General features: G+C 49.9%; 18 protein-coding genes. 17 read left to right on the forward strand and 1 reads right to left on the reverse strand.

Annotated features, from left to right (window positions below):
- Positions 1–18: 18 nt before the first annotated feature.
- The 12 genes from ade (AAIG11_RS00980) (at position 19) to AAIG11_RS01035 (ending at position 13,034) form a co-directional block, all read left to right on the forward strand.
- Positions 19–1,830 (forward strand): adenine deaminase, encoded by a 1,812-nt coding sequence (gene ade, locus AAIG11_RS00980; RefSeq protein WP_343184411.1) that lies wholly within the window; start codon positions 19–21, stop codon positions 1,828–1,830.
- Between the two features lie 127 nt (positions 1,831–1,957).
- Entirely contained in the window at positions 1,958–3,280 is a 1,323-nt protein-coding gene (locus AAIG11_RS00985) for an NCS2 family permease (RefSeq protein ID WP_343184412.1), read from the forward strand.
- A gap of 225 nt (positions 3,281–3,505) precedes the next feature.
- On the forward strand, positions 3,506–4,843 hold the full coding sequence (locus AAIG11_RS00990) for a 5'-deoxyadenosine deaminase (protein ID WP_343184413.1): 1,338 nt from the start codon (positions 3,506–3,508) through the stop codon (positions 4,841–4,843).
- A 41-nt stretch (positions 4,844–4,884) separates the two neighbouring features.
- Positions 4,885–5,760 carry an FAD binding domain-containing protein gene (locus tag AAIG11_RS00995; RefSeq protein WP_343184414.1) on the forward strand — a complete coding sequence of 292 codons (876 nt, stop codon included), beginning with the start codon at positions 4,885–4,887 and terminating at the stop codon, positions 5,758–5,760.
- Positions 5,757–6,266 carry a (2Fe-2S)-binding protein gene (locus tag AAIG11_RS01000; protein ID WP_343184415.1) on the forward strand — a complete coding sequence of 170 codons (510 nt, stop codon included), beginning with the start codon at positions 5,757–5,759 and terminating at the stop codon, positions 6,264–6,266. Before AAIG11_RS00995 ends, AAIG11_RS01000 begins: the two co-directional genes overlap by 4 nt.
- A complete protein-coding gene (locus tag AAIG11_RS01005; protein WP_343184416.1) occupies positions 6,238–7,506 on the forward strand; it encodes a xanthine dehydrogenase family protein molybdopterin-binding subunit in 1,269 nt (422 codons plus the stop codon). The genes AAIG11_RS01000 and AAIG11_RS01005 overlap by 29 nt, the downstream gene beginning before the upstream one ends.
- The gene (locus AAIG11_RS01010; RefSeq protein ID WP_343184417.1) at positions 7,503–8,501 is read left to right on the forward strand and encodes a xanthine dehydrogenase family protein molybdopterin-binding subunit; all 999 of its coding nucleotides are present in this window, start codon (positions 7,503–7,505) and stop codon (positions 8,499–8,501) included. The genes AAIG11_RS01005 and AAIG11_RS01010 overlap by 4 nt, the downstream gene beginning before the upstream one ends.
- On the forward strand, positions 8,501–10,225 hold the full coding sequence (gene ade / locus AAIG11_RS01015; protein ID WP_343184418.1) for an adenine deaminase: 1,725 nt from the start codon (positions 8,501–8,503) through the stop codon (positions 10,223–10,225). The genes AAIG11_RS01010 and ade (AAIG11_RS01015) overlap by 1 nt, the downstream gene beginning before the upstream one ends.
- Positions 10,226–10,257: 32 nt before the next feature.
- Complete coding sequence (gene yqeC / locus AAIG11_RS01020; protein WP_343184419.1) at positions 10,258–11,046, forward strand: selenium cofactor biosynthesis protein YqeC; 789 nt, start codon at positions 10,258–10,260, stop codon at positions 11,044–11,046.
- A complete protein-coding gene (locus tag AAIG11_RS01025; protein WP_343184420.1) occupies positions 11,043–11,633 on the forward strand; it encodes a nucleotidyltransferase family protein in 591 nt (196 codons plus the stop codon). The genes yqeC and AAIG11_RS01025 overlap by 4 nt, the downstream gene beginning before the upstream one ends.
- A 189-nt stretch (positions 11,634–11,822) precedes the next feature.
- Positions 11,823–11,957, forward strand: coding sequence for a hypothetical protein (locus AAIG11_RS01030; RefSeq protein WP_343184421.1), 135 nt, complete (start codon positions 11,823–11,825; stop codon positions 11,955–11,957).
- A 129-nt stretch (positions 11,958–12,086) separates the two neighbouring features.
- The gene (locus AAIG11_RS01035) at positions 12,087–13,034 is read left to right on the forward strand and encodes a hypothetical protein (protein WP_343184422.1); all 948 of its coding nucleotides are present in this window, start codon (positions 12,087–12,089) and stop codon (positions 13,032–13,034) included.
- A gap of 3 nt (positions 13,035–13,037) precedes the next feature.
- Here AAIG11_RS01035 and AAIG11_RS01040 read toward each other — a convergent pair whose 3' ends face one another.
- Positions 13,038–14,642, reverse strand: coding sequence for a methyl-accepting chemotaxis protein (locus AAIG11_RS01040; protein ID WP_343184423.1), 1,605 nt, complete (start codon positions 14,640–14,642; stop codon positions 13,038–13,040).
- A gap of 417 nt (positions 14,643–15,059) precedes the next feature.
- Between AAIG11_RS01040 and AAIG11_RS01045 the strand changes: the two genes are divergently transcribed.
- The 5 genes from AAIG11_RS01045 to AAIG11_RS01065 all read left to right on the forward strand — a co-directional run bounded on the left by AAIG11_RS01045 (position 15,060) and on the right by AAIG11_RS01065 (position 20,862).
- Complete coding sequence (locus tag AAIG11_RS01045; RefSeq protein ID WP_343184424.1) at positions 15,060–16,745, forward strand: ABC transporter substrate-binding protein; 1,686 nt, start codon at positions 15,060–15,062, stop codon at positions 16,743–16,745.
- Positions 16,746–16,907: 162 nt separating this feature from the next.
- Complete coding sequence (locus AAIG11_RS01050) at positions 16,908–17,879, forward strand: ABC transporter permease (RefSeq protein ID WP_343184425.1); 972 nt, start codon at positions 16,908–16,910, stop codon at positions 17,877–17,879.
- 21 nt (positions 17,880–17,900) lie between these two features.
- Positions 17,901–18,797 carry an ABC transporter permease gene (locus tag AAIG11_RS01055; protein WP_343184426.1) on the forward strand — a complete coding sequence of 299 codons (897 nt, stop codon included), beginning with the start codon at positions 17,901–17,903 and terminating at the stop codon, positions 18,795–18,797.
- A 2-nt stretch (positions 18,798–18,799) separates the two neighbouring features.
- Positions 18,800–19,846 (forward strand): ABC transporter ATP-binding protein, encoded by a 1,047-nt coding sequence (locus AAIG11_RS01060; protein WP_343184427.1) that lies wholly within the window; start codon positions 18,800–18,802, stop codon positions 19,844–19,846.
- Positions 19,846–20,862, forward strand: a complete 1,017-nt coding sequence (locus AAIG11_RS01065) for an ABC transporter ATP-binding protein (RefSeq protein WP_343184428.1) — start codon at positions 19,846–19,848, stop codon at positions 20,860–20,862. The genes AAIG11_RS01060 and AAIG11_RS01065 overlap by 1 nt, the downstream gene beginning before the upstream one ends.
- Positions 20,863–20,895: the final 33 nt, after the last annotated feature.

Consider the following 20,895-nt stretch of genomic DNA (forward strand, 5'->3'; position numbering starts at 1 on the left):
GAGGGAGAGACACAACGAATGGATGCACAATGGATAAAGCAGGCAATGGAATACCGGCAACTGGTGGACGTCCTCATGTCCGATAAAGAGCATGCAGATTTGGTGCTCCATGGTGGACAGGTGGTCAACGTACTCACAGCTGAAATTTATCAGGCAGACCTGGCCATAAAAGGGAAATATATCCTGATGGTGGGCGATGCACAGCAACTCATAGGACCGGAAACCATTACCGTTGATGTAAGGGGTCAATACCTGGCTCCTGGTTTTATCGATTCCCATATGCATTTTGAGAGCAGTATGCTGACCATCACTGAGTTCTCCAGGCTGTCCATTCCTTCTGGAACCACCACACTGGTGGCAGATCCTCACGAAATTGGCAATGCGCTGGGGCCGGTGGGAATGAAAGCCATGGCTGACGAAGCAGGCCTGGTTCCCAACCACGTGCATTTGGTGGTACCATCACTAACACCGGACTGCCCGGGCCTTGAAACCGCCGGATATGATGTCAGCTCCAAAGATATGGAAGATTTACTGAATTATCCCAATGTCATTGGCATCGGTGAACTCCAGGGTTTCAGCAATGCAGCTCATGTATACCGTAACACGGCCGACATTGTAACAGACCTGCTGGCATCCACCATTTATGCGAAAAGCATCGGTAAAATGGTGGACGGCAATGCACCGGAGCTTTTTGGGGCAGAACTGGCGGCCCATATTATTGCAGCCGGTGGCAGATGTTCCTGTCATGAGACCACCACAAAGGCAGAATGTGTGGAAAAACTGCGCCAGGGTGTCTATGTCTTCATGAGAGAAGGTTCGACTCAGCGAAACATGGCCGAGTGTATTCGAGCTGTCACAGAAGAAGGACTGGATTCCCGTCGTTGTATTTTAGCCACTGATGACATGGTGGCAGAAGATCTTGAAAAGCTGGGGCATATGAATGAAATCGTGAAACGAACCATCGCAGAGGGTGTCGATCCGGCGATGGCCATTCAAATGGTAACCATTAATCCCGCCAGTTATTTTGGATTCCAGGACAGAGGCATTCTGGCGCCTGGCATGCTGGCAGATGTGGCAGTCATCAGCGACCTGCATCAAATGAAAGTGGAAGCAGTCTTTTTGGAAGGGCGACTGGTGGCGTCACAGGGAGAACTCCTGATTGATCTGCCGGAATATACCTATCCGGACAGTGTTAAAAATTCAGTGATACGCGAACCTCTGGTGGAAAAAGACCTGGCCATCGCCAGTCAATCCCAGGAGGCCCGTGTGCGCTGCATCGGGCTTATTCCAGATCAAAACTTATCTGAAACGCTGGAGTTCACCCTCCGCACCCAGCAGGGAACGGTTGTGCCGGATGTGCGTCAGGATGTGCTGGAAATTGCATGCGTTGAGCGTTACGGCAGAAACGGCAGCATCGGAAAAGCTTTCGTACAGGGATTTGGCCTGGAGCAGGGAGCCTTTGCAGAGAGTGTGGCCCATGATACCCATAACATCATGGTGGTGGGTACCTGCCTGAAAGACATGACAGAAGCGGTAAACCGGGTTATTGAAATGGGTGGCGGCATTGCCGTCGCAAAGAACGGTCGGATCATTGACGACATGCGGCTGCCGGTGGGAGGTCTCATCACCGATGAACTGAACGGTCATGAAGTCAGCCGTAAAATTTCCCAACTGGAACAAACAGTTAAAGAACAACTGGGTTGCAAGGTGCACGCACCTTTCATGCACCTCTCGTTTCTCGCCCTGTCCACCAGCCCCAAATGGAAAATCACCGACCAGGGACTGGTTGATGTCAATAACTTTACCATTTTGCCGCCGGTGATTGAATAGCGGCAATCAAGGGCTGATGTGAAGGTCTTTTCCGACCGGCGACGGAACAGGATCTTCGCACCGGCCAGAAGAAAATGGCGCAGATGTACAGGGAACAACACGAACTGCAAAAAAAGGAGGCGTCAATGTGAGTTCAAACGGAACCAGTCAGACAGGTTTTCTTGAAAAGACATTTAAATTGAAAGAACACCATACTGACACAAAAACCGAGATTCTGGCAGGTATTACGACGTTCATGACCATGGCCTACATTCTCATTGTTAATCCCCTGATTCTGTCGGATGCAGGAATGGATTTCGGTGCGGTTTTCACAGCAACAGCTTTGTCCTCAATCATCGCAACTTTAGTCATGGCATTCTATGCCAACTATCCCTTTGCACTGGCTCCTGGTATGGGGCTGAACGCATTTTTTGCCTACGGCATTGTTCTGGGCATGGGGTATTCCTGGCAGATGGCTTTGGCAGCAGTTTTCATTGAAGGGATTATTTTTATTCTGCTGACCATGTTCAATGTTCGTGAAGCAATTGTAAAAGCAATTCCGCTGAACCTGAAACATGCTGTTTCGGTGGGTATCGGTCTCTTCATTGCTTTCATCGGTTTAAAAAATGCTGGTGTTGTTATCGCCTATGAGGCAACCATCATTTCACTGGGGGATATGACTTCACCGGGTGCAATTGTTGCTCTTTTGGGCCTTGTGATCACTGGAGTTCTGCTGGCCAAAGGGATTCGGGGAGCATTGCTCATCGGCATTTTTGCCTCCACCATCATTGGAATTCCACTGGGATTAACCCAGCTGCCCAGTCAGTTTATTTCAGCTCCCCCATCACTTGCACCGATTCTCTTCCAGTTTGATTTCTCTCGCCTTTTCTCTCTGGATATGGTGATTATACTCTTCACCCTGTTATTTGTGGATATGTTTGATACTCTGGGAACCCTGGTGGGAGTAGCTTCAAAAGCCGATATGCTTGATGAAACTGGAAACCTTCCCAAAGCGAAGCAAGCACTCTTTGCTGATGCAGTGGGAACCACTGCCGGAGCCTGTCTGGGAACCAGCACAGTCACCACTTATGTTGAAAGTGCCGCCGGGGTGGCCGAAGGTGGGCGTACCGGTTTAACGGCACTTTCCACAGCGGGAATGTTCGGAGTGGCTTTGTTATTGTCGCCTCTGTTCATCATGATTCCCGGTGCTGCCACAGCGCCTGCACTGGTATTAGTGGGATTGTTTATGATGTCTCCCATAAACAAAATAGACTTGGATGATTTCACCGAGTCAATTCCTGCATTTCTGACCATCATTATGATGCCGCTGACTTTTAGCATTGCAGACGGGATTGTCTTCGGAATGGTTTCCTACACAGCTCTTAAAATTTTAACAGGAAAAATGAAAGATGTTTCCTTGATTATGATTGTCCTCTCCATTCTTTTCATCATCAAATTTGCACTGGGATAACCTAGGTCAGACAACCTGACAGAAACCCGATGCCCTAAGGATCATACCGATTCTTAGGGCATTGTCCCATCATCCTTTAATGTCAGCAGGCTTCATTGTTGCCGGTACCGGCAGGTTGTCCCGAAGATTGAACTGAGCTGTTGCAACGGCAAAGGATCACTTTTTCCCGCTGAAACAGCTGAGCTTAATCAATTGAATCCATTTACGAAAGGAGCACCACCGAAGATGAAACGACTGCTGATCCGTAACGGTCATATTGTCACCATGAACCAACAAAGAGAAATCATGAAAGGCGATCTGCTGATTGAAAATGATCGCATTGCTGCCATAGCTCCCCGGTTGGATGTTGATGACTGTGAAGTGCTGGAGGCTGGAGGCATGACGGTCATTCCTGGCTTTATTCAAACGCACATTCATTTGACACAAACCCTGCTGCGGGGACAGGCAGATGATCTGGAGCTGCTGGACTGGCTGAAAAAACGGGTATGGCCCCTTGAAGGGTCTCATACGGCCGAGTCCAACTATGTATCGGCAAAACTGGGGATTGCAGAGCTGATTAAAGGTGGCACCACCGCCATCATCGACATGGAAACCGTACATCATACAGAATCTGCCTTTGAAGCGTTGCTGGAAACCGGATATCGGGCCATATCAGGCAAGTGCATGATGGATTACGGTAATGGCGTACCTGCATCACTGATGGAAAAGACCAGCGATTCCATCAATGAAAGTCTCAGGCTCATGAAAAAGTGGCATGGCGCCGGAGGCGGGCGCATTGATTATGCCTTTGCCCCCCGGTTTGTGGTGTCCTGCACCGAAGAACTGTTGGTGCAAGTAAAGAATTTGGCAACCGAGTATGGTGTGATGGTTCACACCCACGCTTCAGAAAATCGGGGTGAAATTGAACTGGTACAGCGTGATCGGGGAATGCGCAATATTCAGTATCTAAAGCATCTGGGACTCACGGGCGAAAACCTGATTTTAGCCCATTGTATTTGGCTGGACGAAGAAGAAATGCAGATTCTGGCAGAGACCGGCACTAAAATTGCCCATTGTCCTTCCAGTAATATGAAACTGGCCTCGGGCATTGCCAAAATACCGGAGCTGATGGAAATGAATGCGCAAGTGTCTTTGGCCGCCGACGGTGCGCCCTGCAACAATAATCTGGACATGTTCCGGGAAATGCGTCATGCCGCTCTGATTCAAAAGGCCCGCTTGTTAAGCCCCACAGTGATGCCGGCAGCCACGATTCTTGAAATGGCAACATTGGGCGGTGCCAGAGCCATGGGAAAAGAAAGGGAGTTGGGCAGCCTGGAGCCAGGCAAAAAAGCGGATGTGGTGCTGGTGAAGATGGATACCCTGCACAATGCTCCCTGGGAATCGGGAGACCCCGTTTCCCAGCTGGTCTATTCTGCTACGGCAGCCGATGTGGACACCACCATTATCAATGGAGACATACTGATGAAAAACCGGCAGTTGACCACCATCAATGAAGCAGCGTTGAAAAATGAAGCCAACCGCCTCATTAAGGAACGGATCACCACTGCGGGTGTCGTCAAGTAATGTGACCAGAAAGAAGCAATGATTGAAAGGGGAGATATGCATTGGTTCAGAAAGTCTACCAGGTACATGAAATACAACAGGCACTCGAACTGTTGCACCAGCATACCCACCAGGCAAAGCTACTGGCGGGAGGAACTGATTTAATCATAAAAATGCGGGAGGGGCATGTGAAACCCGCTGTGCTCATTGATATCTCATCCATGGATAAAACACGTATCATCGAAGCGCAGGGGCATGAAATCCACATTGGAAGCACTGCTACTTTCAGTGAAATTCAGGAACATCCTCTTTTTCAGGAGGATCTGGCCGCCATTGCCGCAGCTGCCCGGTCAGTGGGGTCGCCTCAAATCCGAAACCGTGCCACCATCGGAGGCAATATCTGCAATGCTTCTCCTGCAGCCGATTTGCTTCCCCCCCTCTTGGCAATGGAAGCCATGACCGTTTTGAGATCAAAGGAAGCAAGCCGTCTGCTGCCCTTGTCGGATTTTCTCGTCGGCAAAGAAAAAACAGCTCTGAAATCGGAAGAAATGCTGGAACGGGTGTGGTTTCGACAACTGGAAGACAGATCAGGGCTTGGTTTCAGCAAACTGGGCATTCGAAACGCCCTGGCCATTGCCCGGCTCTCCATGGCGGTATATCTGAAATTGGATGCAACCGGTCGCTGTTTGAAAGCCCGGGTGGCCAGTGGTGCTCTTGGGTTGACAGCCCAGCGGGAAAATGAAGTGGAAGCTTTCCTGCAGCAGCAAGTAATAGACGAAACAATCATTGATCAGGCAGCACAGGTGCTGGAAAGGACAACTGCCCAGCGATTGGCCGGCAGAAGCACACTGCCTTTCAAGAGGCATGCGGTGCAGGGTGTCTTTCGGGATGCGCTGTCCCAGGCGTTGAAATCCTCATTAAGGAGGGAACAGTCATGAAAACGATTCAACTGACGGTTAACGGTAAAGAAATGACCCTGACAGTGGAGGCAGATCAGCGATTGTTGGATGTGCTTCGTCATAACCTGAAGCTCACAGGCACCAAAGAAGGCTGTGGAGAAGGTGAATGTGGTGCCTGCACGGTGATCATGGATGGGGCTATCGTCAATTCATGCCTGGTGATGGCGTTTCAGGCGGATGGAAAATCCATTCAAACCATTGAAGCCCTCGACCGGGAAGATGGGTCACTGCATCCCATTCAACAGGCTTTTCTGGAAGAAGGGGCGGTTCAATGCGGTTTTTGCACACCAGGCATGGTACTTTCTGCCAAAGCACTGCTGGACAAAAATCCCAATCCCACAAGAGCTGACATTCAGGAGGGTATTTCCGGGAATCTCTGCCGCTGCACTGGCTATCATAAAATTGTGGAAGCCGTTGAAAAGGCTGCTGACACCATGAAAGAAGGGGGAGAGAGCCATGGCACTGCGCGTCGTGGGGCAAAATGAAATCAGAGTGGATGGAAAGGCAAAGGTCACTGGAAAGGCCCTTTACCCTGAAGACATCTACATGGACAACATGGTATTTGGAAAAACCCTGCGTTCAAGCCGCCCTCATGCTCATTTCAGCCTAAATCTGGAACAGGCTTCTCAAATGCCGGGGGTGCTTCGCATTTTTACAGCATCAGATGTACCTCATAATGCCCATGGTGTTCTTTTCAAGGATCATGAAGTGATTTGCAGGGATAAAGTCCGGCGGGTGGGAGACCCCATGGCTTTTGTGGTGGCAGCAACAGAAAAAGAAGCCACTGCCGCACGGGATGCCATTCAGGTGACCTACGAGGATCTGCCGGCTGTTTTTGACCCCGAGGAGGCATTGAAGCCGGGAGCTCCATTGGTACATGAACAGGGAAATCTGGTGTATCGTTTCAAGCTGCGCCGTGGCGATGTGGCAGCAGGATTCCGGGAGAGTCATGCCATTGTGGAACAGGAGTACCGGACGCCCATGGTGGATCATGCCTTTCTTCAGCCAGAGTCAGGACTGGCCTACATGGAAGAAGATGAGCGGGTAGTGGTGTGCGCCGCCACTCAGTATCCCCATTTTGATCAGCTGGAAATAGCAGAAGCCCTGGCGCTTCCAACAGAACAGGTGAAAGTGGTGAATCCGGCGGTGGGTGGAGCCTTTGGCGGCCGGGAAGATGTGACCATGCAGATTCATTTGGCATTGGCGGCTCAACATCTGAAACGGCCGGTGAAGACTACCTACAGCCGGGAAGAGTCTTTCTATGCTCACAGCAAACGGCATGCCATGGTGATGCGATTGAAAACCGGTGCTGACAGAGAAGGCAACCTGCTGGCCACTCAGGTGACCATTTATTCCGATACGGGTGCTTATGCCTCCTGGGCCATTAATGTACTGCGGAAAGCAGGGGTACATGCCACCGGCCCCTACGTGATTCCCCATGTGCATGTGGATGGTTACAGCGCTTACACCAATAACCCCTATGCGGGAGCCATGCGAGGCTTTGGGGCGACACAGATTCCCATTGCCCATGAAATGCAGATGGATGCACTGGCAGAGCAGCTGGGGATCAGTCCCCTGGAAATTCGTTTGAAAAACGCCTTCGTACCCGGTTCTGTGACCGCCACAGGCCAAACCCTCTCTGAAAGTGTGCCGCTGGTGGAATGTTTGGAAGCAGTGGCAGAAAAACTGGGCTTGAAACAGAGTCTTCGGGAGGTGGCACCATGAAAAAAAGAGGAAAAGGGATTGGATGCACCTTTTATGGTACTGGCTATGGGAATGGCTTTCCGGATGTTTCCCGATCCATCGTCCAACTGGAACGGGATGGATCGGTGACTGTTTATGTGGGGGCCACTGAGGTGGGACAAGGTGCCAAGACCGTCTTGAGTCAAATCGCTGCGGAAGTGATGGCGCTTCCCTTGTCAGGCATTCATTTCGTGTGTGAAAACACCGATGAAACCCCGGATGCAGGGACAGCTGCTGCCAGCCGTCAGACCTACAACACCGGTAATGCCATCAAACGCACTGCTGAATTATTACTGAAAGAAATGAAAGTAACGGCAGCCCAGCACTGGGGGGTATCATCACCCGGCCGTATTTCAATGGATTCAGGGAAGCTGGTTCATCCAGAACATGCTGAATCAACACTCAGCTACCGGGAAGTTGCCATGATAAAGGGACAGGAACTGCTTCGAGTGGAAGACAGTTTCACCGCCATGACCACCCAGCTGGATGATGAAACCGGTCAGGGAAACCCATACTGGCCCTATACCTTTAACGTCTATGGCGTGGAAGTGGAAGTAGATACAGAAACGGGTAAAGTCTCAGTAACGAAAGCTGTCTGTGCCCAGGATGTGGGACGGGCCGTGAATCCCAAACTCATTGAAGGGCAGATGGATGGCGGATTTGCCATGGGGCTGGGGTATGCGCTGATGGAAGATGTGAATCTGCAGCAGGGCCATATGAAGCATGACCGCTATTCCAATTATCTGATCCCCACGGCCATGGACTTGCCCGACCTGGAAAAAATCATTGTGGAAGCGCCGGAGTCCACCGCACCCTTCGGGGCGAAAGGGATTGGCGAGCCAGTAATGCTGGGGGTGGCACCGGCTATTCTAAACGCCATCTATGACGCAGTTGGGATTCGAATGACAGAGATTCCAGTGACGCCAGACCGTTTGCTGGTGGCACTCAAGCAACATGAGGGGAAGGAAGGGATCTGATGAAAACGGCGCTGAAAAAACGCATTGATGTGGCTGCCGGCCGGGAACCGGCAGACCTTGTTCTGAAAAACGCCCAAATTGTCAATGTGTTCACGTCAGAAATCATTAAAGGTGACGTTGCCATACAAGACGGCTTGATCGCCGGCATCGGCAATTATGAAGGCCGGGAAACGTTGGACCTGGAATGGGCCTATCTGTCACCAGGACTTATTGACGGTCATGTTCACCTTGAATCGGCCATGGTGGCACCCGCAGAGTTTGCCCGGGCGGTGGTGCCCCGGGGTACCACCGCCGTGGTGGCAGACCCCCACGAAATTGCCAATGTGGCGGGCATTCAAGGCATTCAGTACATCCTTGAGGCCACCAAAGAACTTCCCCTGGATGTTCGGGTGATGCTGCCTTCCTGTGTACCGGCCACCTCCTTTGAAAATGCAGGAGCGGTTCTGAAAGCCGACGATTTGGCACCTCTCTATGGTGAGGAACGGGTGCTGGGACTGGGAGAGTTGATGGATTATCCCGGAGTGGTTGGCGGTGAGGCGGCTATTCTGGATAAAATAGTGGGTGCCGGCGGCCGGGTGATGGATGGCCACGGGCCCATCATTGAAAAAAAGGAGCTGAATGCCTATGTGACTGCAGGTATTCAGACAGAACACGAATGTTCCACGGCAGATGAAATGCTGGAACGCCTGCGTCTGGGCATGTATATTCTCATTCGCGAAGGATCAGCTGCCAGAAATCTGAAAGAACTGGTGAAATTGGTGAATCGGGAGAATCTACGACGCTGCCTGTTTTGCACCGACGATAAACACCCTGAAGATCTATTGCAGCGAGGTCATATTGACAATAATCTGAGAATGGCTGTGGAAGAAGGCATTGATCCTGTGGCCGCCATTCAGATGGCCACCATCAACGCTGCAGAATGCTATGGAATGAAACGGGTGGGAGCGGTGGCACCCGGATACCGGGCCGATCTGGTGGTTTTTGACAATCTCAGGGATTTCAATGCACAAAAAGTCTTTCGGGAAGGCAAACTGGTGGCCCGTGATGGAAAAGCCCTCTTTGAATCAGGACCCCAGGGAACCAACCTGGTCAGTCAAACAGTGCATTTACCGCCACTGACAGCAGCACAGCTGAAACTGGCGCTTTCATCAGACATTGTTCATGTCATCCAGTTGCAGCCCCACAGTCTGGTCACTCGAAAAACCGTGCGAAAAGTCAATGTGGAAGAAGGCGGCTTTGCCTATCACCGCAGCCTGGATATACTGAAGATGGCAGTGATTGAACGCCATCACGCCACCGGGCAGATGGGACTGGGTTTGGTGGAAGGTTTCGGGCTGAAGCAGGGGGCCATTGCCACCACCATTGGTCATGATTCCCATAATCTGATTGTGATTGGTGACAACGATACTGACATGCTTCTGGCTGTCGAGACCCTTCGACAGGTGGGTGGCGGCATCACCCTTTGCAGCCAGGGGGAGACCCTGCAGACTCTTCCCCTTCCCATTGGCGGGCTCATGTCGGACGCACCTCTGGAGGAAGTGAACCAACAACTGATGGCGATGCTCCGGTTGGCCCATGAAAAACTGTGCGTCAGCCACGACATTGATCCTTTTATGACCCTGTCTTTTCTGGCGCTGCCGGTGATTCCCGAAATAAAACTGACAGACATGGGATTGTTTGATGTCAACGCTTTTGCCTTCATGGATATTCACGTAAAGGAGTAAGTGTCAGAATCAAAGGGGCGATGGTTATGGCCTTGAGAGATTTATTCAATCTGCAACGGGCAGACATCCCTGTCATCTCCTTTGTTGGCGCCGGCGGCAAAACCACCGCCATGTTCACATTGGCAGCAGAACTGCGGGCTGCGGGGAATGCGGTGATGGTGACCACCACCACCGCCATGTATGTTCCCAAAAGAGAACCTGTGGATCATCAATGGACCCACCCCACGCTGCTTCCTCACTGCTTCCCCGCAAAGAGGGAAAATGGGACTGTCCATCCGCAAATCCTGGTGTGGGGAAGTGGGATTCAAAGAGGTGACTCAGGTGGTGATAAGCTGACAGGGATTTCACTGGACGCAGTCAGCAGGTGGAAGGAAGATCATTCAGGCGTGCCGCTGCTGGTGGAAGCCGATGGTTCCCGAAAGAGGCCTGTGAAAGCACCGGCAGATCATGAACCGGTGATTCCTGTGTCAACAAAGATGGTGATTGGTGTCATTGGATTAAAGGCAATGGGTGCACCGGTGAACGTTGAAAACGTTCACCGACTGGACCCCTTTTGTCGTGTGACAGAGAGTCAGCCAGGTGACAGGATTTCAGTTGATCATCTGAGACGGCTGATCTTTCATGAAAAAGGACTCTTTAAAGATGCGCCGCCAGCTGCGGCAAAAATCGTCCTGCTCAACCAGGCAGATACGGCACAACAACGTCTGACTGCGGTTAAGCTGGCTGAACAGGTGATGAAAAGTGACAGTGGTGTTCAAGGCGTGGTGACGACACAGCTTCATCCCACAGAGTACCGCTTGTTATGGGGGGAGAGACGATGATTTCTGCCATATTGCTGGCATCGGGATATGGGACCCGCATGAAGCAACCTAAGTTATTGTTACCAGTGGAGGGAGTTCCCATGATCCGCCGGGTGGCACAGGCAGTGAAGGCCTCCTGCGTCGATGAAAGCCTGTTGATCTATCGGGAAAACCAGGTGAAAGAGGCAGTTGCCGAACTGGTGAGTCGGTCTGTTTTTAATTCAGGGGCTCATCAGGGTCAGAGTGAGGCCATCAAGCTGGGAATCCGGCACCTTCACCCTGCAAGCCATGCCTGTTTTTTTGTCATGGGAGACCAACCCCTGATTCAGCCTCAGATTTTCAATCAATTGATTCGGGAACATGAGCAGCAGCCTCAAAAAATTATCGTACCCGTCTACCAGGGTAAACGAGGCAGCCCTGTTCTTTTTCCCTCCGAATTCTGGCCCCTGCTTTTACAACTGTCGGGAGACCAGGGTGGGCGGGTAGTGATGGAATCCCATGGAAAATCGGTGGTCTTGATTGATGTAGAAGATTCAGTTGCCGGAAAAGATGTGGACACCTGGGAATCGTATGTAGATCTCACGGAGAAGCTAAAGTCAGTCAAATGATGAAAAGTGCTAATCTTGTGAAATAGCATCGCCTCTTCTAAAAATGCCTTTTCAGACAAAGAGCGTTCATGATTGCAAACAAGGTGAAAAATACAAAAAATGCATGTGACATGTGGCATAAAATGATATGATAACTCATGATAGCATGAGGTTCATATGATGAGATCATGATGAAATTCGGTGATAGTGATGTCAGTGACGACGATGGAAGCAGTCCATGGGGGCAGGGTTATGCTCATGAACGATGAACAGGGCAGTGTATTGATGAAACCGGTAATGTTCTTGGTATTGGATGGCTACACATTGAAGCGCGCAGGCGGCTGACGGTGCTGGCAGCAACAAATCTGAAGTAATACATGGCAGGAGATCCCATTCATATGGTGAATCATCCTGTTTTCCGGGAGAGGTGAAAAAATGCAACGACTGTTAAAGATACTGTCAGTCTGCTTCATAATGCTGATCTTGTTACTTCCGGTTCAGGCCCATGGAAATGCCGGCCCTGTCATTTATGATGAAGACCCGGTGTTTTCCATCATGGCGGACAATGATAGTAAACTTGCTGTTATTGAAGAAGATTTGGTGATTGATTTAAGCCAGGAAGGTCGCTTCACGGCTCATATAAAAGCCACCTATCACATGCAAAACCAGCATCATGAGGAACTGCGGCAGGGAATGCTGTTTCCTTTCATTTCTGTTTATGGACATTCTTCACTGGAGGAAGTCGTGATTCAGGTGGACGGTGTATCCATTCCTGTGGAAGCACATCATCTCTTTAATCTTCCCATGGACCACTACATGCGGGGTGACGGATCGGCATACGAAGAATATGTGCAGCAACTTCAGGCAACCACACTGGATAAAATCATCGAAGTCATGAAAGATGGCGATGATCTGCCGATAAGACCTGAAACAAAGGCAGATGGCGATGAAATCCATGTGGGTGCATTTACCTATGACGTTGACTTTGCCCCTGGAGAGGTCCGGGAAGTACAGGTACAGTATACAGTCAGAACTTCTCAGGATCGTTCTGAGACGGTGAAATACAGTTCACTGGTGGCCTATTTTCTTCGTCCGGCTTCCAGATGGCAGTCTTTTGAAAACCTTACCGTCACGGTCATTCCCCATGAAGAGCAGCCTTTTTTGCTGGAAAGCAGTTTGTCCCTTGCCTATGATCAAGCAACACAACACTACACCGGATCTTTTGAAACCCTGCCAGATCAAGACCTGGTTTTCAGAATGTATCATCGCCAAAAACCGGAAACGGGGTTGCTGAGAATCCTCAGCGACCCCTATATCCTTCTCTTGATTATACCAGCGGCACTGGTGCTGGCAGTACTGGTTTTGGTGACGGTGGTGGTGCTGATGGCAATGAAGAAAAGTAAAATGAACCTGCGGGATTAAAAGCTATTCAATGGATAAATCGCCCACCAGCACCCCGATAATCTCACCGGTACCAGTTTTTATTGGGACAGCCAGTGAAACACAGTAGTGATAAGTGGCACTGGAAATATAGGGGTCTGTGACAAAGTCACGCCCTGCAATGGCTTCAATAAAATAAGGCCGATGACTGTATTCAAGGGGCTCATCAGGCAAATCAATGTTAGCGGCCACCATCAGGCCGCTTTTTTCTATGAGTCCAATGTTTTCAAACTGGACGTTTTTCATCTGAACCTCTTTCAGCAAAGGAGATGCTTTGGAAAGTGGAACCTGTTGCTTTGCCACCTGGCCGGCTGCGTCCCTTAACACAATAAAATCACCATCGATCCCTTTTCGCTGGTCCGCACTTAATTCAACATTTCCGATGAAAGTATTCAAATAGGCGTCGATACTTTCTGCATCTTCGTGCATTCGATGAACACCCTCCATAACTTCATGCATTAATGCGGATTGTTCTTCTGCTGAAGCAGATACTTCCTGCGTAAAAGCAGCGGCATTTTCTGTACTGGCAGCGATGTGGTCCATCAACTGACTGGTGTGCTGAGATAGGCCCGCTGTGTCGGAAGCCAGCACTTTGATGTCATTGACTGCAGAAAAAGTATCCTGGGTGGATGAAAGTACCTGTTGAAAAGAAGCCTTGGAGGCATCAGCAAAGGCGATATCCTGGGTGGTTTTTTGGGCAGCGGCACCGGTGGAACCGGCAATTGTCTCGATGGAAGCCGTGATGCCGTCAATGAGAGTCTGAATTTCAGAAGTGGATGCTGCAGTTTGTTCTGCCAGCTTGCGTACTTCATCAGCCACCACGGCAAAACCCCGCCCGTGCTCACCGGCCCGGGCTGCCTCAATGGCTGCATTCAGTGCCAAGAGATTGGTGGTTTCGCTGATCCCGGAAACAACGGCAGAGATCTCATAGATACGACGGGCTTCCTGTTCCAGCGCAGTGATCTGATGAGTCACCTGCTGGTTTGCCGTTGCGTTTTCGTTCATTTTTTGAATGAGGGATTCGAATACCTGGCTGCTTTTCTCGACGATCTGAATCATCCCCTGAGCTGTCTGCAGTGTGGTTTCTGCATGCTGGTTGATGGCGTCAACCTTTTGAATCATATGGTTTGTCGTGGTGCGCGCCTCTTCCAGTGACTCAAATTGTCTGGTGGCATTCTCCGCCACTTCATTGATGGACACGGCAATTTCCTGTGAAGATTGTTGTGTTTGGCGGATGTTGCTTTGCAGTTCATCAGACAAGACAAAGAGCTTTTGGGACATGGCGGCCATTTCAGACAGTATTTTTTTAGTGTTAAGAGACAACTGATTAATGTCGCGGCTCAACTCCCGGGTGGTGGCAGTCCCCTTGATGCGGTGGGCTAACCGTCCCTGGGTCAGCGGCTTGATTTCTTTCATGAGAAGCCGGTTGGCTTCGCTCTGATATCGGTTAACTGCCAACAGTAGCAAAATGGTCAGGGATGCAGTGCTGAGATTCAGCAGCGAACCCGGTTGCAGCACTAAAGTTGTGGCGAAGGCAATGAGGGTAATGAATGCGATGACCAGCAGGGGATTGATTTTTTTTCTCTCCATAGGGAACCTCCTTGAATAGATGTCTTGGTATGATATTCGACAGTAACCGAGAATCTCCTGCTTTGTTAAAAATGAAACATCAAATCATTTAACAGCATGAGTCGAAAATTGAGTTTACATGGCATGAAAAAGCTATTATTTAAAAAAATGACGGTAATTATTCAAATAGTGATTGTGATTTTTCTATAAACGCGATTTTATCAATAAATGAAATTCTTTGGAAATACATTCATCAAGATTGTTAAAAGCTCAAAAATCTGTTATCCATCAAAACGAGCTATATCAATCGCGAGAAGAGCAATAAAAGAAATTGCGCAAATATTGAACGACTTTGCAATTGACAGAAAGTGCTGATGGTGGTAAATTGGAATGAGCCTTGAGCTATGCATCAATGTATACAAACAAAGGAGGAGTACTATGAATTTAATGAAAAAGAGAATGTGGATCAGCTTACTGGTGGTGGGGGTGCTGTTATTGACCGCCTGCGGCGGTGGAGGCACATCTGCCCCTGCTGCACCGACAGAGTCGGATATACCAGATGAAGAAATGGGTGAAATTGTCCCTTCCATCACACTGCTCAGCTCATTACCGGAAGCCAACATGGTCAATTACGAAATGGCCGAGGAAATTGCTGAAGAACTGCGACTTTTGGGCGTAGACGCTGTAGCACAGCCAATGGACTTTGCCGTCCTGCTGGATGTTTTATATGGCGAAGATAGTGATTTTGATGCTTACACCATCGGTTGGTCTGGTCGTGTGGAGCGTTTGGACCCTGACATGTTCATCCATTCCATTAACCACTCCGACAATGCTGAACCGGGTGGAAACAACACCAACCGTTACCGAAATCCGGCATTCGATGCCCTGGCTGACGCCCAACGTCAGGAAATGGACATCAATGCACGTCGCGAGATCGTTTTCGAAGCCCAGGAAGTTCTTGCACAGGACGTTCCTCAGGTAACTTTGTATTCCAGAGCCAACATGCAGACATACAATAAAGAGTTGTTTGCTGATGTCATCAATATTCCCGGCGAAGGGCTCTTTAACGAATGGACACCTTTCTCCATCCGCCCCCTAACAGACAAAACTGTTCTCACGGTGGCCAGTAACGTCAATATTGACGATATTAACCCCTTAAGTTCAAAGAGTGTTTACGGATGGCGTAACCTGCGCCTCATCTATGATAAGCTGGTACGCTTGTCACCGGAAATTGAACCAGTACCATGGGCAGCTGTAGGCTGGGACGTGGTGGAAGATGATGTAATTGATGTGGAACTGCGCCAGGGTATGACTTTCCATGATGGTGAACCGGTGACCGTGGAAGACGTAAAGTTCTCCTACGAACTGTTCATCAATGAAAATGTAGAATACTTTGCTTCATTCCTTGCACCTATTGATAACATCGAAATCATGGACGAAAACACCGTGCGTTTCAATCTGCAATATGCCTATGCACCTTTCATCACCAACACATTGGCACAAATTCCCATTTTGCCTATGCACATCTGGGAAGATATTGAAAATCCGGTACAATATGCCAACATGGAAGCCATTGGCAGCGGTCCCTTCAAAATGGAACGTTTTCAAACGGGAGAAGAATTAGTGGTATCCCGTTTTGATGACTATTTTGAACAGCCCATCATCGATGGTTATATCTTCCAGATCTTTGCATCTCCTGAAGGCGTTCTCACAGCGCTTGAGCTGGGCACCGTAGACATGGTTTCTTATGACCTGGTACCGGCTCACACCGAACAGATTGCCAACAATGAAGGTGGCAAATATGATCACCTTGAGTTGACAGAGGCTCAGGATATCGGCTTCTTCTATCTGGGGATGAACCTTGATCGCGCGCCTTTCAACAACAAAGCTTTCCGTATTGCGGTGGCCCATGTCACAGACTACGATCTGGCACTGGATGTTCACCTGAACGGTTACGGTGCTCGTGGCGGTGGCGGACTGGTAATCGTGGAAGCCAACGAATTCTGGCACAACCCAGATGCTCTTGTTTACGACACATATGACCCGGAACGGGCCAGAGAAATCCTGGCGGAAGCCGGCTTTACCTGGGACAGCGAAGGTCGTCTGAGGATGCCGGTGGAATAGACTAACTGCCTGAAGCAATCAAGATAATCAGCATGAACAAGAATTGACAAACATAAATAACCAAACAAACATGAAAGCCGGAACAAGCGGCTTTCATGTTTTGTCTGGCATTATGCGCGATTAAGTACTGAAAACCACGACAGAAAGAAGGAAGGTGAAAGCTTGTTAGGTTATTTTGCGAGACGTTTGGCAGTGATGCTGTTAATGATTTTTCTGGTTTCCACCATGATTTTTTTCCTGTTTCGCACCATGCCTGGTGATCCAACAGCCTTTGTGGTTGACCCATCCATTCCTGCAGAAGCAAGGCAACAGCTGCTGGAGCGTTACGGATTGAATGACAGCCTGTGGGTGCAATACCAGGTGTTTATGAAAGACCTGGTGAAACTTGATTTTGGCGACTCTTTCTTTTACAATCGACCAGCCATGGAGGTTATCGGGGAAAAGTTGGCAGCCACGTTGATTCTCATGCTCACCGCCATGGTGTTTGCCTATGTCATCGGCATTTTTGGAGGCGCCTGGATGGCTTGGAAGAGGGGCACTCCACTGGAATCTGTGGGGATTACCATATCCCTCATATTCAGGTCGGCACCTACTTTCTGGGTGGGTTTAATGGTGATACTCCTGTTTTCCGTGCGTCTGGGCTGGTTCCCGGCACAGGGGATGCGCACCGCCGGCACCGGCGGCGGCACTTTCTCAGAGATGTTCTTAAATACCGACTTTCTTAAACACCTGGTGCTGCCTGCTCTGGTGGCCGGGTTATACTTTGTGGCAACACCCCTGCTGATTATGCGTAACAGCATGTTGGAGGTTATGTCAGAAGACTACATCGAAATGGCCAGGGCAAAGGGTATCAAAGAACGAAATATCTTGTACCGTCACGCTGCCAGAAACGCCCTTTTGCCTGTTGTCACCGCCGGTGCACTGTTCATTGGCGCTGCCATTGGCGGACAGGTGCTCATCGAAGTGGTGTTCAGCTGGCCTGGTTTGGGACGAGAAATCGTCACTGCAGTGACCCGACACGATTATCCTCTGGCACAGGGCTGTTTCATCATCATATCTGCCATGGTTATGTTCATGAACCTGGTGGCAGACATGCTTTATGCAGTGCTGGATCCACGGATTTCCTACAAATAATCAGCGAAAAGAGGTGAATGCATGAGTACGGCAACCCTTCATAAAAAAGCAAACAGCCAGAGCGTTATTCGGCTCTTTTTCAAAAACCTAAAACGGGATAAACTGGCCCTGATCGGCGTTGTGCTGCTGGTGTTTTTCATCGGCGTAGCTGCTTTTTCCGACATCATTGCCCCTTATGGGCCCCGGGACAGACACTATAACGAAGAAGGAAAAATCAGACGTCTGGAAGCTCCATCAGCGGCTCACCCCTTCGGAACCACCGATGTGGGGCGAGATATCTACTCCCAGGTGGTACTGGGAACCAAAACTGCACTGACGGTGGGAATCCTGGCAGCGCTGCTGGTAACCGTGGTGGGCTCCGTCGTGGGGATCATCGCCGGTTATTACGGTGGCTGGGTGGACACCGTCATCATGCGGGTGGTTGACTTTTTCTATGCCATTCCTTTTATCCCCTTTGTCATTGTTCTGTCAGCAGTGCTAAAGCCCAGTATCTGGAACATTATTTTGGCAGTTTCCCTGCTCTCATGGCGAACAGTGGCTCGTCTTGTCAGGTCACAGGTGCTGTCTATTGCCAAAAGACCCTTTATCAAGGCAGCCCGGGTGGCTGGTGCCAGCAATGCACGCATCATGTTTAAGTACATTTTGCCCAATGTGGTGCCACTGATTATGCTGGAGATGGCCTTTATGGTCAACTGGGCCATCGCAGCAGAAGCCAGTATTGCCTTTCTGGGTTTTGGAGACCCGTCAGTACCCAGTTGGGGCCAGATTCTCCACATTGTGTTTTCGACAGGTAACTCTCGGGTGGCCTGGTGGTGGATCACCGCACCTGGGGTGGCCATCGTTTTGTTGTTACTATCCATTTTCTTTGTGGCAAGAGCCTTGGAAGAAGTGGTGGATCCCAGATTAAGGAGGCGATAACCGTGACACTGTTGAATGTGAAAAATGTGAGCATTGAGTACACCACTGAAGCCGGTGTGCTGAAAGCGGTGGATGACGTCTCCTTCAGCCTGGAAGTGGGAGAAAGTGTGGGACTGGTTGGTGAAAGTGGCTGCGGGAAAACCACCCTGGCCAAATCCATTATGCGGTTGCTGGCCAAAAACGGCAGCGTCAGCACCGGTCAAATGCTGTTCAAAGGTGAAGATTTGGTGACCAAATCTGATGAAGAAATTCGTCAGCTGCGGCTCAATGAAATCGCCATGGTGTCTCAAAGCGCCATGAATGCTCTGAACCCGGTGTATACCGTGGGAGACCAGCTGGTGGAAGGCATTATGACCCATACAAAAATGACAAAAAAAGAAGCCACTGACCGGGCTATTGAGGTATTTCGCATGGTGGGGCTGGAAGCCAAACGTCTGAAAAGTTTTCCTCATCAGATGAGCGGTGGAATGAAACAGCGGGCCATTATTGCCATGGCCTTAACGCTGAACCCTTCCCTCATTATTGCCGATGAACCCACCACCGCCTTGGATGTGGTCGTGCAGGACAGGATATTGCAGCAGATCATCCAGATTCAGAAAGAAATCAACAGTTCCATGATCCTCATTACCCACGATATTTCCGTTGTTTCTGAAACCTGCGAAACCATCATTGTCATGTATGGTGGTAAAGTTATGGAAAAAGCACCTACTCGGATTTTCTTCAAAACCCCTGTGCATCCCTATTCTTTGGGGCTGAACAATGCATTTCCCAGCATTCATGAAATTGGCGAAGAGTTGATCTCCATCCCAGGAGCACCGCCCAACCTGATGGATGAACAGAAGGGCTGCCGATTCCAGGAGCGTTGCCCCTTTAAGACAGAGACCTGCGAAAACAAGGTGCCTGAATTGGAAGAAGTGGCTCCTGGCCATTTTTCAGCCTGTCATTACAACAACAAGGTGGAATCTTTTCGGGAAGCCTGCAAAAAACGGGAAACATGGGAACTGGTGCGGGATCGCATGATTGAAGAGAGAAAGCGGGGTGTGTCATAGTGGGAACACCTTTGATACAGATTCAGGATCTGAAAAAGCACTATCCGGTGAACAAAGGATTGAAAGACATATTCACCAAAGAAAAAGTTTTTGTCAAAGCAATTGACGGTATTGACCTGACGATCCACAAGGGGGAAATACTGGGACTGGCCGGCGAAAGCGGTTCTGGCAAAACCACGACTGGAGAAATTCTGGTGCGCCTTCAGGATGCCACCGAGGGCAGCATCACCATCGACGGACATCCCTTGGATGTGAAGGATAAAAGACTGGAAAAAAGCTTCCGAAAGGAAGTGCAAATGATTTTTCAGGATCCCTACGAAACCCTGAATCCACGATTTAATGTGTTCGATACCATAGCAGAGCCATTACGGATTCATGGAATCAAAGACAAAAAAGCCCTTTATGAAAAAGTGGTTAAAGTGCTTGAAATTGCGGAGTTGAAACCCGCAGAGCATTTTATCTTCCGGTATCCCCACGAACTTTCCGGGGGCCAGCGTCAGCGGGTGGCCATTGCCCGGGGCATCGTGGTGGAGCCGAAGGTGCTGGTGGCAGATGAGCCCGTATCCATGCTGGATGTTTCCATCCGGGCTGATATTCTCAATCTCCTGAAGCGGCTGCGTCAGGACATGGGCCTCACCATGCTCTACGTATCCCACGACCTCTCCACCATCAAATACCTGTGCGACCGTATCGCCATCATGTACCTGGGAAAAATCATGGAAATTGGTCCTGTGGACGAAGTCGTGGCCAATCCCCGGCATCCTTACACCCAGGTGTTACTGTCTGCTGTGCCGGTGGCTGACCCTGACTATCAGAAAGAACGGATCATCATTGATGATGAGGCACCGGACCAGATCAATCTGCCGGTTGGCTGTCGGTTCAGCCCCCGTTGTCCCTTTGCCCAGGAAGCCTGCACAAGCTGCGACCACAGCTTCACTCAGGTGGGCGAAGACCACTATCATGCCTGCATTTTTGAAAAAGAAGCCTTGAGACCCCGAATAAACACAACCACTTAAAATGATAAGCTGCCTATCTTGACGGCTTGAGGT

Source organism: Anoxynatronum sibiricum (assembly GCF_039414295.1).
Lineage (GTDB): Bacteria > Bacillota > Clostridia > Peptostreptococcales > Tindalliaceae > Anoxynatronum > Anoxynatronum sibiricum.

Bases quoted from the DNA above. Each gene is read 5' to 3' on its own strand.
- ade (WP_343184411.1), top strand. From the start codon at position 19: ATGGATGCACAATGGATAAAGCAGGCAATGGAATACCGGCAACTGGTG.
- AAIG11_RS00990 (WP_343184413.1), top strand. From the start codon at position 3,506: ATGAAACGACTGCTGATCCGTAACGGTCATATTGTCACCATGAACCAA.
- AAIG11_RS01000 (WP_343184415.1), top strand. From the start codon at position 5,757: ATGAAAACGATTCAACTGACGGTTAACGGTAAAGAAATGACCCTGACA.
- AAIG11_RS01005 (WP_343184416.1), top strand. From the start codon at position 6,238: ATGGCACTGCGCGTCGTGGGGCAAAATGAAATCAGAGTGGATGGAAAG.
- AAIG11_RS01010 (WP_343184417.1), top strand. From the start codon at position 7,503: ATGAAAAAAAGAGGAAAAGGGATTGGATGCACCTTTTATGGTACTGGC.
- ade (WP_343184418.1), top strand. From the start codon at position 8,501: ATGAAAACGGCGCTGAAAAAACGCATTGATGTGGCTGCCGGCCGGGAA.
- AAIG11_RS01025 (WP_343184420.1), top strand. From the start codon at position 11,043: ATGATTTCTGCCATATTGCTGGCATCGGGATATGGGACCCGCATGAAG.
- AAIG11_RS01030 (WP_343184421.1), top strand. From the start codon at position 11,823: ATGTCAGTGACGACGATGGAAGCAGTCCATGGGGGCAGGGTTATGCTC.
- AAIG11_RS01035 (WP_343184422.1), top strand. From the start codon at position 12,087: ATGCTGATCTTGTTACTTCCGGTTCAGGCCCATGGAAATGCCGGCCCT.
- AAIG11_RS01040 (WP_343184423.1), bottom strand. From the start codon at position 14,642: ATGGAGAGAAAAAAAATCAATCCCCTGCTGGTCATCGCATTCATTACC.
- AAIG11_RS01045 (WP_343184424.1), top strand. From the start codon at position 15,060: ATGAATTTAATGAAAAAGAGAATGTGGATCAGCTTACTGGTGGTGGGG.
- AAIG11_RS01055 (WP_343184426.1), top strand. From the start codon at position 17,901: ATGAGTACGGCAACCCTTCATAAAAAAGCAAACAGCCAGAGCGTTATT.